Raw genomic sequence first — 13,835 nt, forward strand, 5'->3', positions numbered from 1 at the left:
CTGAGAGCGCCGGGGGCTGTCTGCCCCCGGACCCCCGAGGATATTTGGAAAGCAAAGATGAAGCGGTCCGGCTTCCGTCCGGGAAGCACGCTATTCCGCGGCGTGTCGCGCCTGGGCGGTGGCGGCGGCGCGGTCGAGGCGGGCGACGGCCTCGGCGATGTCGCCGTCGGTGAGCGTCAGGGAGGGCAGCAGGCGCACCACGTTGTCGGCGGCGGGGACGGTCAGGACGTGTTCGCCATAGCCCGCCTGGACCACCTCGGCGTTCGGGATGTGGCACTTCAGGCCCAGCATCAGGCCGGTGCCGCGCACCTCGGCGAAGACGCCCGGGTGGGCGGCGACGAGACCTTCGAGGGACTGGCGGAACAGGCCCGCCTTGCGGTTCACCTCGTCGAGGAAACCGTCCCGCGTCATGATCTCCATGACCTTCGCGCCCACGGCGCAGGCCAGCGGGTTGCCGCCGTAGGTCGAGCCGTGGGTGCCCGCGGTCATCCCGCTTGCCGCCTCCTCGGTCGCCAGCACGGCGCCGAGGGGGAAGCCGCCGCCGATGCCCTTGGCCACCATCATGATGTCGGGCGCGATCCCCGCCCATTCATGGGCGAAGAGCTTGCCGGTGCGGGCCATGCCGCACTGCACCTCGTCGAGGATCAGCAGGATGCCGTGGTAGTTGCAGCGTTCGCGCAGGCCCTTCAGGCACTGGTCGGGAACGGGACGGATGCCGCCCTCGCCCTGGATCGGCTCGATCAGGATCGCGGCGGTGCTGTCGGTGATGGCGAGGCCGAGCGCCTCGTGATCGCCGAAGGGGACGTGGGTGAAGCCCGGCAGGAGCGGGCCGAAGCCCTTGGTCATCTTCTCGGACCCCGCCGCGGCGATGCCGGCGGCGGAGCGGCCGTGGAAGGAGCCGGTGAAGGTGACGATGTCGGTCCTTTCCGGATTGCCGCGCTCGTAGTGGTACTTGCGGGCCATCTTGACGGCCAGTTCGCAGGCCTCCGTCCCCGAGTTGGTGAAGAAGCAGGTGTCGGCGAAGGTGTGTTCGACCAGCAGGTCCGCGAGCTTCTGCTGGGCCGGGATCTGGTAGAGGTTCGAGACATGCCAGAGCGCCTGCGCCTGTTCGCTCAGCGCCGCGACCAGTTCGGGGTTCGCGTGGCCGAGGGCGTTCACGGCGATCCCGGCGCCGAGATCGAGGTATCGCGTCCCGTCCGCCTCGGTCAGCCAGCTGCCTTCCCCTTTCGTGAAGGAGAGGGGGGCGCGGTTGTAGGTGGGCAGGATGGATGGGATCATGGTTCTGGTCCTTGCACGGGCGAAGCCCATTGAGTGGCGCGGGTGGCCGGGGCTGTCAATATTCGGGCGGAAAGGCGTGTCATCTTCGCGGAGGATAGGCGCATGACACGGGGATGCACAGATGCGGCGCGGACGAAGGACGTCGCCCCGCGGGATCGGGTCAGCGTCGGCGTCGGAGGATGGGGCGCGAAGCGGTGTGCATGACGCGTCGTTAACCGCTCGGCACGGGCTTGGGAAGCGGAATCTGCGCCGGACCGCCGATTGGCCTTGCGGCCCCCCGCCCGCTTGCCCATGGATCGGCCATGACTCCGCGCGCGCCGAACCCCCTCCTTGCCGTCCTGCTGATGATCCTTGCCACCGCCTTCATCGCGGCGACGACGGTGCTGGCGAAGGCGCTCGGCACCGAGGCGCTCGGCCCGGCGCTGCATCCGCTCCAGATCAGCCACGGCCGCTTCGTCTTCGCCTTCCTGGCCTTCCTCTCGCTCGCCGCGGTGATGCGGCCGAAGATACGCCAGCCGAACCTTCCCGTGCACGCCGCGCGTTCGTTCCTGGGCTGGTCGGGGGTGACGCTGATGTTCGCGGCCGTGGCCCTCATCCCGCTCGGCGACGCGACGGCGATCAGCTTCCTGAACCCGGTGTTCGGGATGCTGCTGGCGATCCCGCTGCTGGGCGAGAAGGTGGGGCCCGTCCGCTTCGGCGCGGCGGGAATTGCCCTGCTCGGCGCCATGGTGCTGCTGAGGCCCGGCAGCGGCACGATCCAGCCCGGCGCGCTGCTGGCGCTGCTGGCGGCGGTGCTGATGGGCTGCGAGATCATCTGCATCAAGCTTCTGAGCGGGCGCGAGCCGCCGCTGCAGATCCTGCTGATCAACAACGCCATCGGCCTCGCGATCTCGAGCCTCGCCGTGATCTGGGTCTGGGCGGCGCCGACCCTGGCACAGTGGGCGGCGCTGGCGGCGCTCGGGGTGCTGATGGCCTGCGCGCAGAGCTTCTTCGTCAACGCCATGGCGCGGGCCGACGCGAGCTTCGTCGCGCCCTTCAGCTATGGCACGCTGCTGTTCGCGACGCTCTACGACTTCGCGGTGTTCGGCGTGGTGCCCGGCGCCGCCTCGTGGCTCGGCGCCGGGATCATCGTGTTCGGCGGTGTCGTGCTGGCGGTGCGCGACGGGCGGAAGCGCGCTCAGCCGGTGACGACGGCGCGCCTGTAGAGGTGCCAGGTGGCGTGGCCGAGGACCGGCATCGCCACGATCAGCCCGATCAGCGCCGGCAGCGAGCCGAGGGCGAGGCAGACCGCCACCACGAGGCCCCAGGCGGCGATCACCTTCGGGTTGGCCTTCGCCACGCGGACCGAGGTGACGATGGCGGCCACCAGCCCCACGTCGCGGTCGACGAGCAGTGGAAGCGACACGACGCTGACCGCGAGCACCACGGCGGCGAAGACGAAGCCGACCGCGAAGCCGACGACGATCATCGTCCAGCCCGCCGTCGTGGTCAGGGCGTCCCGCACCAGCGCGACGGCCGAGGCGGGCAGCGCGGGCCCGAGCGTCGCCTCGTAGATCAGCCCGGCGGCGCCGAGCCAGCAGAGGAACAGCAGGAACAGCACCGCGCCGACGCCGACGATGGGCGCGAGCGAGGGCGAGGCCAGCAGCGCGAAGCCGTCGGACCAGCGCGCCTCGAGCCCCATGACGCGGCGGCGGCTCATCTCGTAGAGGCCGATGGCGGCGACGGGGCCGAGCAGCGCAAAGCCCGCGACGAGCGGGAACAGGAGCGGCAGCAGCGCCTGGTGGAAGGCGAACCACGCCAGCACCAGGCCGATCACGGGATAGAGCAGGCAGGCGAACATGACATCGGTGCGGAACGCCGCGAAATCGTCCCAGCCGTCCCTCAGCGCGGCCCTGAGGTCGTCGAACGTCAGGCGGCGCGTCTCGGGCATGACGCCCGTGCCGCCGATCCGCCCCAGCCGCGGCGGCACCGCGCTGGCGCCGTCGCCCAGCGCGCGGGCCGTCCAGGACAGGGGGTTGCCGATGGTCTTGACCATGGTGAAGTCCTCCGGTTTTCGGCGCCCCGCGGGCAGCGCGAGGCGCTTCACCGGGCCATCCTAGCACGAAAAGCCGCGGGTGTGCACAACCGTGTGGACGTCGCGCCGATCAGGACTTCAGGCGGTATCCCTTGCGGAACCAGTGCCAGCACAGCGCCAGCACCAGTGCGGTGCAGAACAGCACGATCACGAGGCCGAGCCAGGGCGAGCTGTCGGAGCGGCCGATGATGCCGAAGCGCACGCCGTCGATCAGGTAGAAGACCGGGTTGGCATGGGTCAGGTAGAACATCGCCGGCGGCAGCGTCTCGATCGAGTAGAAGGTACCGGAGAGGAAGCTGAGCGGCGTGATGATGAAGTTGGTGATCGCCGCCATCTGGTCGAACTTGGTGGCGAAGATCGCCGCGACGATGCCGAGCCCGCCGAGGAAGGCCGCGCCGAGCACCACGAAGGTCAGCGCCCAGAAGGGATGCGCGAGCCCGGTGCCGAGGAAGACCGCCATGACCAGCCAGATCGCCACGGCCACGAACAGCCCCCGCCCAACGGCGCCGGCCATGTAGCCGACGACCAGCTCTCCGGCCGAGAGCGGCGGCATCAGCGTGTCGACGATGTTGCCCTGCACCTTGGCCACCATGATCGAGCTCGAGGTGTTGGCGAAGGCGTTCTGGATCACCGTCATCATCAGGATGCCCGGGGCCAGGAACTGCACGAAGGGCACGCCCATGACGTCGCCGCGGCTGGGCCCGATGGCAAGCGAGAACACGGTCAGGAACAGCCCCGCGGTGATCAGCGGCGCCAGCAGCGTCTGGGTCCACACGCCGAGGAAGCGGCGCACCTCGCGCTCGGCCAGGGTCTGCACCCCCAGCCAGTTGACGCGGCCGAACCTGCGGCTGCCCATCTCGAACGTCTTTTCCATGCTCATCCTCCGGCCTTGTCCGCGGCGGTCCTTGTATCCGCGACACGGGTGACTACAATAGGGCCTCAAGCCAAACCTCAAGGCCGGGCGTCGTCATTCGCACCCGGGCCTCTTCCTTTACTGCAAGGAACCTGCGCCATGTCCTGGAACGATGAACGAGTCGAGCTCCTGAAGAAGATGTGGGGCGAAGGCCAGTCGGCCAGCCAGATCGCCAAGGAACTGGGCGGCGTGACGCGCAACGCCGTGATCGGCAAGGTGCACCGTCTGGGCCTGTCGAACCGCACCGCCGCCCCCGCCGCCGAGGCGGAGGCGCCCGAGGCCGCCGCCCCTGCCCCCGAGCCGAAGGTCGAGGCCGCGCGCCCCGCGCCGCAGCCCGAACCCGAGGTCGCCAGGGACGAGGCGGAGGAGGAAACGCCCGCCCCGTCGATCAGCGCCGCGCGCCGCGCGATCATCCCGGCCGGCCAGCCCCTGCCGCCGCAGCCCTCGGCCAACGAGATCTCGCCCGAGGCGCTGGCCTCGGTGCGCGAGGTCGAGAAGACCAGCAAGAAGATCAGCCTGATGGAGCTGACCGAGCGGACCTGCAAGTGGCCCGTCGGCGATCCGGCGACCGAGAACTTCTGGTTCTGCGGACTCGCCGTGCAGCAGGGCAAGCCCTATTGCGAGGCCCATGTCGGCGTCGCGTTCCAGCCGATGAGCTCGCGCCGCGACCGGCGGCGCTGAGATGGCCGCGCCCGGCGTCGAGGGCGTGCTGGAGGCGGCGGTCTATGCCGCCGATCTCGACGCGGCCGAAGCCTTCTATGGCGGCACGCTGGGGCTGGAGCGGATCCAGCGCGTCGACGGGCGGCACGTGTTCTTCCGGACCGGACACAGCGTGGTGCTGGTGTTCGACCCCGACGAGACGGATCAGCCGCCGCGCAATCCGAAGATCCCGGTGCCGCCCCACGGCGCACGGGGGCCCGGGCATCTCTGCCTGAACGTCGCCGAGGCGGCGATGGACGCTTGGCGGGCGCGACTGGAAGCCGAGGGCGTGGAGATCGAGCAGGATTTCCTCTGGCCCAACGGCGTCCGGTCCATCTATGTCCGCGATCCCGCGGGCAATTCGGTGGAGTTCTCGTCCACACGCCTGTGGTTCGGCGAGGACCGCTAGCGCCCGAGCGCTAGCGTCTGCGCGCGAAGCCAGGCCATGAAGCCGCGCGGATTGCCCTTCCACGCCGCGATCTCGGCCGGGTCGAACGGATGGCCCACGCGCGGCGCCTGGGGCCTGTTCAGGGCGTGGACGACCTCGTGCAGAAGAAGCCCCTGGCGCAGGGTCGCCGAGATGCGGTTCGCCATCAGGTACCAGCGGGAGTTCTGGCCGGGAAAGTAGATCGGCAGCACCGTGGCGCCCGAGCGCTGGATCATCTTCGCGGTGAAGGGGTTCCACTCCGCCTCTTCCGCCGGGCCGAAGAGCGACCGTGACGACGCCACGACGCCCGAGGGGAAGAGCACGATCGCGCCCCCCTCCTCCAGATGCGCCATGGCGCGGCGGCGCATCTCGAGGTTCTGCTCCAGCGCATCCGCCTCGTGGGCAAAGGGCACGGGGATCATGAACTGCTCGATCTCCCCCACCCCGGTCAAAAGCGAGCGGGTCAGGATCTTGTAGTCCGTGCGGACCCGCCCGATCAGCTCGGCCAGCACCATGCCGTCGACAAGGCCGTGGGGATGGTTGGCGACGATCACCAGCGGGCCGGTCGCGGGGATGCGGGCGATCTCGTCGGCCGGGGTCTGGAGGTCGATCCCCATGACCTCCAGCGCCTGCTTCCAGAAGCCCTGGCCATGGGGCACGCCCATCCCCTCGAACTTCCGGATCAGCCGCAAGAGGTGCAGCTTGCCGGTCAGGAACTCCATCGCCTGGATGGTGCGGGCCTGGACGGGGTTGGTGAAGGTGCCCGCATAGGACAGGCGGCGGCGGTCATAGGGCTGGTCGGCCAGATTGCCGCCGTCGCCCTGGCCCTTCAGCGCCCGGGGCGGAGCATGCATCAGACGGCCCCTGTGACGGCTGCTGTCTGTCAAACCGCGTCTCTCCTGCCGGGTGGCCCGGGTGCTACATCTCTTCGCCGAAGCGGTCGGCCACCAGAGCTTCGAGCGCGTCGGCCAGCCGGTCGGCCTCGGGGCCGCTGGTCTGAACCTCGATAAAGGTTCCCTTGGAGGCTGCCAACATCAAAAGCCCCATGATGCTGTCGCCCGACGCGCTGAGTCCGTCCTTCGACACCGCCGCGCGGGCATCGTGCTGCTCGACCACCTCGACCAGGCGGGCCGAGGCGCGGGCGTGCAGCCCCTTCTCGTTCACGATCTTCAATCTGCGGCTGACCGTCGCGCTCATGTCCCGGTCTCCCTCCCCTGGACCTCGCCCTGGACCTCGAAGGCGTCGATATACTTGCGACCGGCGGCCAGGGCCATGCGCACCGCCTCGGGCACCGGAAGCTGGCGGGATTTCGCCAGCTTGATCAGCATGGGAAGGTTCACCCCGAAGACGATCTGCCGGTTCCGCGGGTTGCAGGCCAGGAGGCTGAGATTGCTGGGCGAGCCGCCGAACATGTCGGTGGCCACCACCACGCCCCCGCCGGTGTCGACCCGGTCGGCGGCGGCGCAGATCTCGGCCTCCTTGGCGGCGCGGTTGTCGTCGGGGGCGATGGCGATGGCCTCGATCCCCGGCTGGCGGCCCACGACGTGTTCGACTGCCGACAGGAACTCCCGCGCCAGGCCGCCGTGTGCCACGATGACTATACCGATCACGACACGTTACCCCGTCTTGACCGCCCCCGGAAAGGCGGCCCGTCGCTCCATCTCCCGGTGCCTAGTTGATACCTGCCACCCCTCGGCTGCAAGGGCCTTTGCCAGAAGTTCCGTAACGGCGACCGAGCGGTGTTGCCCTCCGGTACATCCGAAGCCGATGGCGAAATGGGTCTTGCCCTCGTCCGCGTAGGCCGGCAGCAGGCCGAGGCTGAGGTCGCGGACCCGCGCGAAGAAGTCGGCGAAGCGCGGATCGGCGATGACGTGGTCCGCCACCGGAGCGTCCAGCCCGGTCAGCGGGCGCAGGGCCGGGTTCCAGTGCGGATTGCGCAGGAAGCGGACGTCGAACACCATGTCGAGCCCCCGCGGCAGGCCCCGCTTGTAGCTGAACGACTGGACCGAGACGGCCAGGCGGCTGCCGCTCTCGGCACCGAACCAGCGGTCGAGTTCGGCGCGCAGGTCGTGGGGCGTGAGTTCCGACGTGTCGATCAGGATGTCGGCGCGGGCGCGGATCCCGGTCAGCAGGTCCATCTCGCGCTCGATCCCCTCGGTCGGGGTTTCCGCCGGGGCCATGGGATGACGGCGGCGGGTTTCCGAGAAGCGGCGCTGCAGCACATCGGGCGAGGCGTCGAGGTACAGCACCTCGGCCCGCACGTCCGGCAGCCGTTCCAGCACCTCGATGCAGTCGATCAGCGCCGCGGTGGAGAAGTCGCGGTTCCGGACGTCGAGCCCGAGCGCGAGCGGCCGGGTGAGCGGCCCGCCTTCCAGAAGGCGCGGCAGCAGGGTCAGCGGCAGGTTGTCGATGGCCTCGAACCCGAGGTCCTCCAGCACGTTGATCGCGCTGGAGCGTCCCGCGCCCGAGGGGCCGGTGACAAGCACAAGCCGCGGGCCCGTGGGGACCTGCGCCGGGATGTCGTCGGGATCGCTCATGGCGTGTCGGCCAGTCCGGCCTTGAGATACTGAATCAGCATGGCATCAAGATGGGGCAGATCGCCTCCTGCCAGAAGGGGCAGCGGCAGGCCCAGAATGTCGCAGGTCGCCGGGCGCGGCAAGCGGCCCTCGGACGCGCGGTCGAGGTCCACCACCGCGGCCAGCGCCGCCTGCGCCAGAAGGTCGGCCCGCAGCAGTCCCAGCCCCCGCGCCTCGATCAGCGGCGGCAGCGTCGGCGGAGCAGAGGCGAAAAGGATGCCACCCTGCCGCGCGATCCGGGTGCGGTCGTCGGCGACCAGCGCGGCGCCATGGGCCATGAGGCGCAGAGCCAGCGTGGACTTGCCGCGGCCTGCCGCGCCGCGGATCAGGAGCCCGCGCCCGTTCAGCGCGACGCAGCCGGCATGCAGGATGGTCCCGGGCGGGCCGTCGGCGGGGGGCGCCGGGCTCACACCGGCAGGCCCACCACGAAGCGGGCGCCAAGGGGGTCCGAGGTGACGTCGGCGTCGGTCGGGCGGATGTTCTCGGCCCAGATGACGCCGCCGTGGGCCTCAACGATCTGCTTCGAGATGGCGAGGCCGAGGCCCGAGTTGTTGCCGAACTGCCCCTCGGGGCGTTCCGAGTAGAAGCGGTTGAACACCTTCGTCAGCGCCGCCTCGGGGATGCCGGGGCCGGTATCCTCCACCACCACCAGCACGCGGTTCTCCCGCTTCCTCGCCCAGACGCGGATCGCGTCGCCGTCCTCGCAGAACGAGATCGCGTTGGTGATGAGGTTGACGAAGACCTGCGCGAGGCGGCTTTCGAGGCCGTCGATCACGATGGGCTCGGCCGGGAGGTCCGAAATGAACTCGACCCCCTTCGCCTTCGCCTCCTCGCCGAGATAGTCGGAGAGGTTCGCCAGCATGTTCAGCAGGTCGAACCGCTCTTCCTCCTCCTTCACCAGCTCGCTGTCGAGGCGGGAGGCGTTCGAGATGTCGCTGACCAGCCGGTCGAGGCGGCGCACGTCGTGGTCGATCACGTCGAGCAGGCGTTCGCGCTGCTCCTCCTTCTTGACGAAGCGCAGGCTGCCCACGGCGGAGCGGAGCGAGGCGAGCGGGTTCTTGATCTCGTGCGCCACGTCGGCCGCGAACTGCTCGTTCGCGTCGATCCGGTCGTAGAGCGCCGCGACCATCCCGCGCAGCGCCCCCGAGAGGCGGCCGATCTCGTCGGGGCGCGCGGTCAGGTCGGGGATGCGCACGCGCGAGGGCTTCACGGTCCGCGCGTTCCGGTCGCGCCCGATCTCGGCGGCGGCGGCGAGGTCGGACAGCGGGTTGGCGATGGTCGAGGCGAGGACCATGGAGAGACCGATGGAGACGAGGATGGCGATGACGAACATCTGCAGCACCTGCTCGCGCTCGATCCGAACCAGGCGGTCGATCTCGCCCGAGGCGGAGGTCAGCGCGACCACGCCGACCACCGTTCCCGCGACCTCGACCGGGCTGGCGACGGCGAAGAAGGTGGAGCCGCGGGCGTCGAGCCCGGTGCGCACCATCGTCGCGCCGCCCAGCGTCTCGGACACCATGGCGCGGGCCTGGTCCTCGGGCGTCTCGCTGGAGGTGTCGGGCCGCGCGGCCGATAGCAGGCCCGACAGCCCCTCCCAGAGGCTGTTCAGGAAGTTGGTCAGAACCGTGCTGCCGCCCTCGCCCTCCCCCGTCGGCTGACCGAGGCCGACGCTGGAGGCGGCAAGGCTGCCGTCGGGGGCGAAGAGGAAGATCTGGTTCGTCGCCGAAAGCGAGAGGTCGGCCAGAACGGCGGCCGCGGCGTCGCTCCCCGCGGCAAGGCTGCCCGCGTCCACGCCCGGCAGGCGCGCCTCGATCACGCTGGCGATCAGGCCCGCCTCCGTCACCAGCGCCTTCTCGCGCTGCTTCACCAGGCTGTCGCGAGAGGGATTGAGGTAGAGCACGCCGACCACCAGGATCACGATGGCCAGCAGGTTGAAGATGATGATCTTGCGCGCCAGGGGCGAGCGGTTGAGGAACAGCACGCCGCGCCGCTCGCGGCGGTCGCGAAGTTCCTGCTCGACCGTTGCGTGGGGACCGGTCCAGTCCTCGCCCAGCACGATTCCGCGCTGCCTGCCGGATCCAGATCCGCCCGCCTCCATTCCCGGCGCCATGGTCAAGGACTTACTCTTCGTTATAGCGGTAGCCGATGCCGTAAAGCGTCTCGATCGCCGAGAAGTCGCTGTCGACGCTGCGCATCTTCTTGCGCAGCCGCTTGATGTGGCTGTCGATGGTGCGGTCGTCGACATAGACCTGGTCGTCATAGGCGACGTCCATCAGCTGGTCGCGGCTCTTCACGAAGCCGGGCCGCTGGGCCAGCGCCTGGAGCAGCAGGAATTCCGTCACCGTGAGCGAGACGTCCTGCCCCTTCCAGATCACGGCGTGGCGGGCGGGATCCATCGACAGGTTGCCGCGCACCATCATCTGGCTGGTCTCGGCCTCGGTCATCTCCTCGCCCGAGAGCACCTCCTGGCGGCGCAGCAGGGCGCGGATCCGCTCGACCAGCAGGCGCTGGCTGAAGGGCTTCTTCACGTAGTCGTCGGCGCCCATTCGAAGGCCCAGCACCTCGTCGATCTCGTCGTCCTTGGAGGTGAGGAAGATCACCGGCATCGCGGTCTTCTGGCGGACGCGCTGGAGCAGGTCCATGCCGTCCATGCGGGGCATCTTGATGTCGAACACCGCCATGTCCGGCAGACGCTTGTTGAAGGCGTCCAGGGCGGCCTGGCCGTCGTTGTACGTTTCAACCTCGAAGCCCTCGGCTTCGAGCGTCATGGCCACGGACGTCAGGATGTTCCTGTCGTCGTCCACCAGTGCGATCCTCGACATGGGTGTTCCTCGTGCTGCTCGATTGATACTTTTGTATTTACACCATATTCCGCGCGCGCCAGCGCCAAATCAACTGTTAACTGCGAATCAGCCGACCCGTCGCGCCACAATCTGGCCACATAATCGTTAGGGATGGCTAAATTACCTCACTTTTAGGGACAATCCCCGCCACCGCCCCGCGGACCCGGCGGCGGCGCGCCGATGGTTGCGCTAACCTGCGACGTGGTTGCGCTAACGGAGGTGCCCCCGCCTGTTCCTCTTTGGTTTCAATATGCTACACTGTCCTCACCCCCTGAGCCCGCCGGTTCACAGCCGCGTCGGCCCAACAACATGAACAACGGCCCTGCGGTCGGCGGAGGAGAGAACCCATGAGCATCGGACGGGTCAACAAGGCCCATACCCTCGAAACCCAAGGGATCACCGGGCTCGGCACGGTGCATTACAACCTGCTGGAACCCGACCTGATGACCGAGGCGCTGGCGCGCAAGGAAGGCACGATGGGCCAGGGCGGCACGCTCCTGGTGACGACGGGCAAGTTCACCGGCCGCTCTCCCAAGGACAAGCACGTGGTCCGCTCCGCCAGCACCGAAAAGACGATCTGGTGGGAGAACAACGCGCCGATGGAGCCCGCCAAGTTCGACGCGCTCTACGACGACATGATCGCCCACATGAAGGGGCGCGACTACTTCGTGCAGGACCTCTACGGCGGCGCCGACCCCGCGCATCGGCTGGACGTCCGCGTGGTGACCGAGCTCGCCTGGCATTCGCTGTTCATCCGCACCCTCCTCCGCCGGCCCGAGCGGGCCGAGCTGGACGAGTTCACGCCCGATTTCACGATCATCAACTGCCCCTCCTTCACCGCGGACCCGGAAAGGCACGGCTGCCGGTCCGGCACGGTGATCGCGCTGAACTTCGACCGGAAGCTGATCCTGATCGGCGGCACGGAATACGCGGGCGAGAACAAGAAATCGGTGTTCACGCTGCTGAACTACATCCTGCCGGAAAAGGGCATCATGCCGATGCACTGCTCGGCCAACCACGCGCCCGGCAATCCGGTGGACACCGCCGTGTTCTTCGGCCTCTCGGGCACTGGCAAGACGACGCTCTCGGCCGACCCGGCCCGGGTGCTGATCGGCGACGACGAGCATGGCTGGTCCGACCGGGGCACCTTCAACTTCGAGGGCGGCTGCTATGCCAAGACGATCTCACTGTCTCCCGAGGCCGAGCCCGAGATCTTCGCCACCACGAAGAAGTTCGCGACCATCATCGAGAACATGGTGTTCGACCCCGAGACGAAAGAGCTGGACTTCGAGGACGACAGCCTGACGGCGAACATGCGCTGCGCCTACCCGCTGCACTACATCTCGAACGCCTCGGCCAGCGCCCTTGGCGGGCATCCCAAGAACATCATCATGCTGACCTGCGACGCCTTCGGGGTGCTGCCGCCGATCGCCCGGCTGACCCCGGCGCAGGCGATGTACCACTTCCTGTCGGGCTTCACCGCCAAGGTGGCCGGGACCGAGCGCGGGGTGACCGAGCCGCAGCCGACCTTCTCGACCTGCTTCGGCGCGCCCTTCATGCCGCGCCGCCCCGAGGTCTACGGCGAGCTTCTGAAGCAGAAGATCGCCAAGCACGGCGCGACCTGCTGGCTGGTCAACACCGGCTGGACCGGCGGCGCCTACGGTACCGGCTCGCGGATGCCGATCAAGGCGACGCGGGCGCTGCTGACGGCGGCGCTGGACGGCTCGCTCGCCAGGGCGCCGTTCCGCAAGGACAAGAACTTCGGCTTCGAGGTGCCGGTGACGGTCAGCGGCGTGCCCGACATCCTGCTGGATCCGCGCCGGACCTGGGACAATCCCGAAAGCTACGACCGGCAGGCGGCGAAGCTCGTCAGCATGTTCTCGGAGAACTTCGCGCAATACGCCGACCACATCGACGACGACGTGCGCGCGGTGACGATCGGCTGAGGCGCAGGCCGTCGGTCAGGATTTTGCGGCCCGGCGGCGATGTTGCCGGGCCGTTTTTCTTGTCCGGCGCGCCCGCAATTCCAGGCACGGATTCGAACTGTTCCAGCTTCCACCGCCCCGTTCCGCACAAAGGGGATCTCCCGACCGCGGGCGGGGGTATCCCCCGCGTCGTGCCGGAGGCACGCCTTTGGCGTGACGGGGCGGTCGGGGGATGCCCGGGTTGACACCCGGGCAGTACATCGCCGCCGGTGCGCCCGGAATTTCCCAAATTCCGGAAACGGCAACGCCCCTACCCCATCAACCCCTTCCGCAGCAGGTTCGCCCCCGCGACCACCAGCACCACCAGCGTCAGCCGCCGGAACTTCGCCTGGTCCAGCCGGTCCTGCATGGCGAAGCCCGCGACAAGGCCCAGCCCAGCGGGCAGCACCATCCAGAGCGACAGCGGCAGCGTCGCCGCGTTCAGCACGCCGGACTGGACATGGGCCGCCGTCAGCATCACCGCCCCCATGCCATAGACCACGCCCTGCACCCGGATCTGCTCGGCCTTCGGGGTGTCGAGCGCGGTGAGGTAGATCACCGTCGGCGGCCCCCAGACGCCCGAGATCCCGCCCACGAAACCCGCGAAGGCGCCGATCCCCACCTCGGCCCGCCGCCGCTGGTGGGGCAGGATGTCAAGCCGCCAGCCCGCAAGCTGCGCGAGCGAGAACAGCACCACCGGCACGCCGAGGATCAGGTACAGCGCCTGCGCGGGCAGCAGCGTGACGAGCTGCGCCGAGAACAGGATGAACGCCATGACCATCGTGACGAACAGCCAGTGCACCTTCAACGAGTCGAGCGCCGCAGCGGGTCCGCCCCTCAGCGCCTGCCAGAGGTTCGACAGCACCGTGGGCACGATCAGCGCGGCAAGCGCCAGGTTCGGGGCCATCACCGAGCTCAGGAGCGAGATCATGATCATCGGCATGGCGAAGCCGACCGCGCCCTTGACGAAGCCGCCAAGCAGGCCGGCGATGACGAAGACGCCCCAGGTGAATGCCGTGAACGTGTCCAACCGCCGCGCTCCCCTTTTCCGGATGGGGCCG

General features: G+C 69.0%; 15 protein-coding genes. 4 read left to right on the forward strand and 11 right to left on the reverse strand.

Annotated features, from left to right (window positions below; translation table 11 throughout):
• Positions 1 to 90 precede the first annotated feature (90 nt).
• Entirely contained in the window at positions 91 to 1,278 is a 1,188-nt protein-coding gene (locus A7B20_RS15970; protein ID WP_102109582.1) for an aspartate aminotransferase family protein, read from the reverse strand.
• A 302-nt stretch (positions 1,279 to 1,580) separates the two neighbouring features.
• Here A7B20_RS15970 and A7B20_RS15975 point away from each other — a divergent pair, with 302 nt between their 5' ends.
• Complete coding sequence (locus A7B20_RS15975) at positions 1,581 to 2,483, forward strand: DMT family transporter (RefSeq protein ID WP_102109583.1); 903 nt, start codon at positions 1,581 to 1,583, stop codon at positions 2,481 to 2,483.
• Here the strand turns inward: A7B20_RS15975 and A7B20_RS15980 are convergent.
• Together A7B20_RS15980 and A7B20_RS15985 are read right to left on the reverse strand one after the other, a co-directional pair.
• Complete coding sequence (locus tag A7B20_RS15980; RefSeq protein WP_342747271.1) at positions 2,456 to 3,364, reverse strand: DUF2189 domain-containing protein; 909 nt, start codon at positions 3,362 to 3,364, stop codon at positions 2,456 to 2,458. The genes A7B20_RS15975 and A7B20_RS15980 overlap by 28 nt on opposite strands.
• 58 nt (positions 3,365 to 3,422) lie before the next feature.
• Complete coding sequence (locus tag A7B20_RS15985; RefSeq protein ID WP_245867003.1) at positions 3,423 to 4,226, reverse strand: ABC transporter permease; 804 nt, start codon at positions 4,224 to 4,226, stop codon at positions 3,423 to 3,425.
• A 138-nt stretch (positions 4,227 to 4,364) separates the two neighbouring features.
• On the opposite strand from A7B20_RS15985, the gene A7B20_RS15990 reads away from it, so the two are divergent.
• A complete protein-coding gene (locus tag A7B20_RS15990; RefSeq protein ID WP_102109585.1) occupies positions 4,365 to 4,946 on the forward strand; it encodes a GcrA family cell cycle regulator in 582 nt (193 codons plus the stop codon).
• A gap of 1 nt (position 4,947) precedes the next feature.
• Entirely contained in the window at positions 4,948 to 5,373 is a 426-nt protein-coding gene (locus tag A7B20_RS15995; protein ID WP_102109586.1) for a VOC family protein, read from the forward strand.
• Here A7B20_RS15995 and A7B20_RS16000 read toward each other — a convergent pair.
• The 7 genes from A7B20_RS16000 to A7B20_RS16030 form a co-directional block, all read right to left on the reverse strand.
• Positions 5,370 to 6,245, reverse strand: a complete 876-nt coding sequence (locus A7B20_RS16000) for a lysophospholipid acyltransferase family protein (protein WP_102109587.1) — start codon at positions 6,243 to 6,245, stop codon at positions 5,370 to 5,372. The genes A7B20_RS15995 and A7B20_RS16000 overlap by 4 nt on opposite strands.
• Before the next feature lie 64 nt (positions 6,246 to 6,309).
• Positions 6,310 to 6,588: an HPr family phosphocarrier protein gene (locus tag A7B20_RS16005; RefSeq protein WP_102109588.1), complete on the reverse strand. Its 279-nt coding sequence runs from the start codon at positions 6,586 to 6,588 to the stop codon at positions 6,310 to 6,312.
• Positions 6,585 to 7,001 (reverse strand): PTS sugar transporter subunit IIA, encoded by a 417-nt coding sequence (locus A7B20_RS16010; protein WP_102109589.1) that lies wholly within the window; start codon positions 6,999 to 7,001, stop codon positions 6,585 to 6,587. Before A7B20_RS16010 ends, A7B20_RS16005 begins: the two co-directional genes overlap by 4 nt.
• 6 nt (positions 7,002 to 7,007) lie before the next feature.
• Complete coding sequence (gene rapZ, locus A7B20_RS16015; RefSeq protein WP_102109590.1) at positions 7,008 to 7,928, reverse strand: RNase adapter RapZ; 921 nt, start codon at positions 7,926 to 7,928, stop codon at positions 7,008 to 7,010.
• A complete protein-coding gene (locus tag A7B20_RS16020; RefSeq protein ID WP_102109591.1) occupies positions 7,925 to 8,377 on the reverse strand; it encodes an HPr kinase/phosphorylase in 453 nt (150 codons plus the stop codon). The genes rapZ and A7B20_RS16020 overlap by 4 nt, the downstream gene beginning before the upstream one ends.
• Complete coding sequence (locus A7B20_RS16025) at positions 8,374 to 10,077, reverse strand: sensor histidine kinase (RefSeq protein ID WP_102109592.1); 1,704 nt, start codon at positions 10,075 to 10,077, stop codon at positions 8,374 to 8,376. The genes A7B20_RS16020 and A7B20_RS16025 overlap by 4 nt, the downstream gene beginning before the upstream one ends.
• Positions 10,078 to 10,087: 10 nt before the next feature.
• Positions 10,088 to 10,789 carry a response regulator transcription factor gene (locus tag A7B20_RS16030; RefSeq protein WP_102109593.1) on the reverse strand — a complete coding sequence of 234 codons (702 nt, stop codon included), beginning with the start codon at positions 10,787 to 10,789 and terminating at the stop codon, positions 10,088 to 10,090.
• A gap of 368 nt (positions 10,790 to 11,157) precedes the next feature.
• Between A7B20_RS16030 and A7B20_RS16035 the strand changes: the two genes are divergently transcribed.
• On the forward strand, positions 11,158 to 12,756 hold the full coding sequence (locus tag A7B20_RS16035; protein WP_102109594.1) for a phosphoenolpyruvate carboxykinase: 1,599 nt from the start codon (positions 11,158 to 11,160) through the stop codon (positions 12,754 to 12,756).
• A 289-nt stretch (positions 12,757 to 13,045) separates the two neighbouring features.
• Here the strand turns inward: A7B20_RS16035 and A7B20_RS16040 are convergent, their stop codons facing one another.
• Positions 13,046 to 13,804, reverse strand: coding sequence for a sulfite exporter TauE/SafE family protein (locus tag A7B20_RS16040; protein WP_245867006.1), 759 nt, complete (start codon positions 13,802 to 13,804; stop codon positions 13,046 to 13,048).
• Between the last annotated feature and the right edge of the window lie 31 nt (positions 13,805 to 13,835).

The sequence above is a fragment of the Oceaniglobus roseus genome, assembly GCF_002869745.1.
GTDB lineage: Bacteria > Pseudomonadota > Alphaproteobacteria > Rhodobacterales > Rhodobacteraceae > Oceaniglobus > Oceaniglobus roseus.

Bases quoted from the DNA above. Each gene is read 5' to 3' on its own strand.
- A7B20_RS15970 (WP_102109582.1), bottom strand. From the start codon at position 1,278: ATGATCCCATCCATCCTGCCCACCTACAACCGCGCCCCCCTCTCCTTC.
- A7B20_RS15975 (WP_102109583.1), top strand. From the start codon at position 1,581: ATGACTCCGCGCGCGCCGAACCCCCTCCTTGCCGTCCTGCTGATGATC.
- A7B20_RS15985 (WP_245867003.1), bottom strand. From the start codon at position 4,226: ATGGAAAAGACGTTCGAGATGGGCAGCCGCAGGTTCGGCCGCGTCAAC.
- A7B20_RS15990 (WP_102109585.1), top strand. From the start codon at position 4,365: ATGTCCTGGAACGATGAACGAGTCGAGCTCCTGAAGAAGATGTGGGGC.
- A7B20_RS15995 (WP_102109586.1), top strand. From the start codon at position 4,948: ATGGCCGCGCCCGGCGTCGAGGGCGTGCTGGAGGCGGCGGTCTATGCC.
- A7B20_RS16000 (WP_102109587.1), bottom strand. From the start codon at position 6,245: ATGCATGCTCCGCCCCGGGCGCTGAAGGGCCAGGGCGACGGCGGCAAT.
- A7B20_RS16005 (WP_102109588.1), bottom strand. From the start codon at position 6,588: ATGAGCGCGACGGTCAGCCGCAGATTGAAGATCGTGAACGAGAAGGGG.
- rapZ (WP_102109590.1), bottom strand. From the start codon at position 7,928: ATGAGCGATCCCGACGACATCCCGGCGCAGGTCCCCACGGGCCCGCGG.
- A7B20_RS16025 (WP_102109592.1), bottom strand. From the start codon at position 10,077: ATGGCGCCGGGAATGGAGGCGGGCGGATCTGGATCCGGCAGGCAGCGC.
- A7B20_RS16030 (WP_102109593.1), bottom strand. From the start codon at position 10,789: ATGTCGAGGATCGCACTGGTGGACGACGACAGGAACATCCTGACGTCC.
- A7B20_RS16035 (WP_102109594.1), top strand. From the start codon at position 11,158: ATGAGCATCGGACGGGTCAACAAGGCCCATACCCTCGAAACCCAAGGG.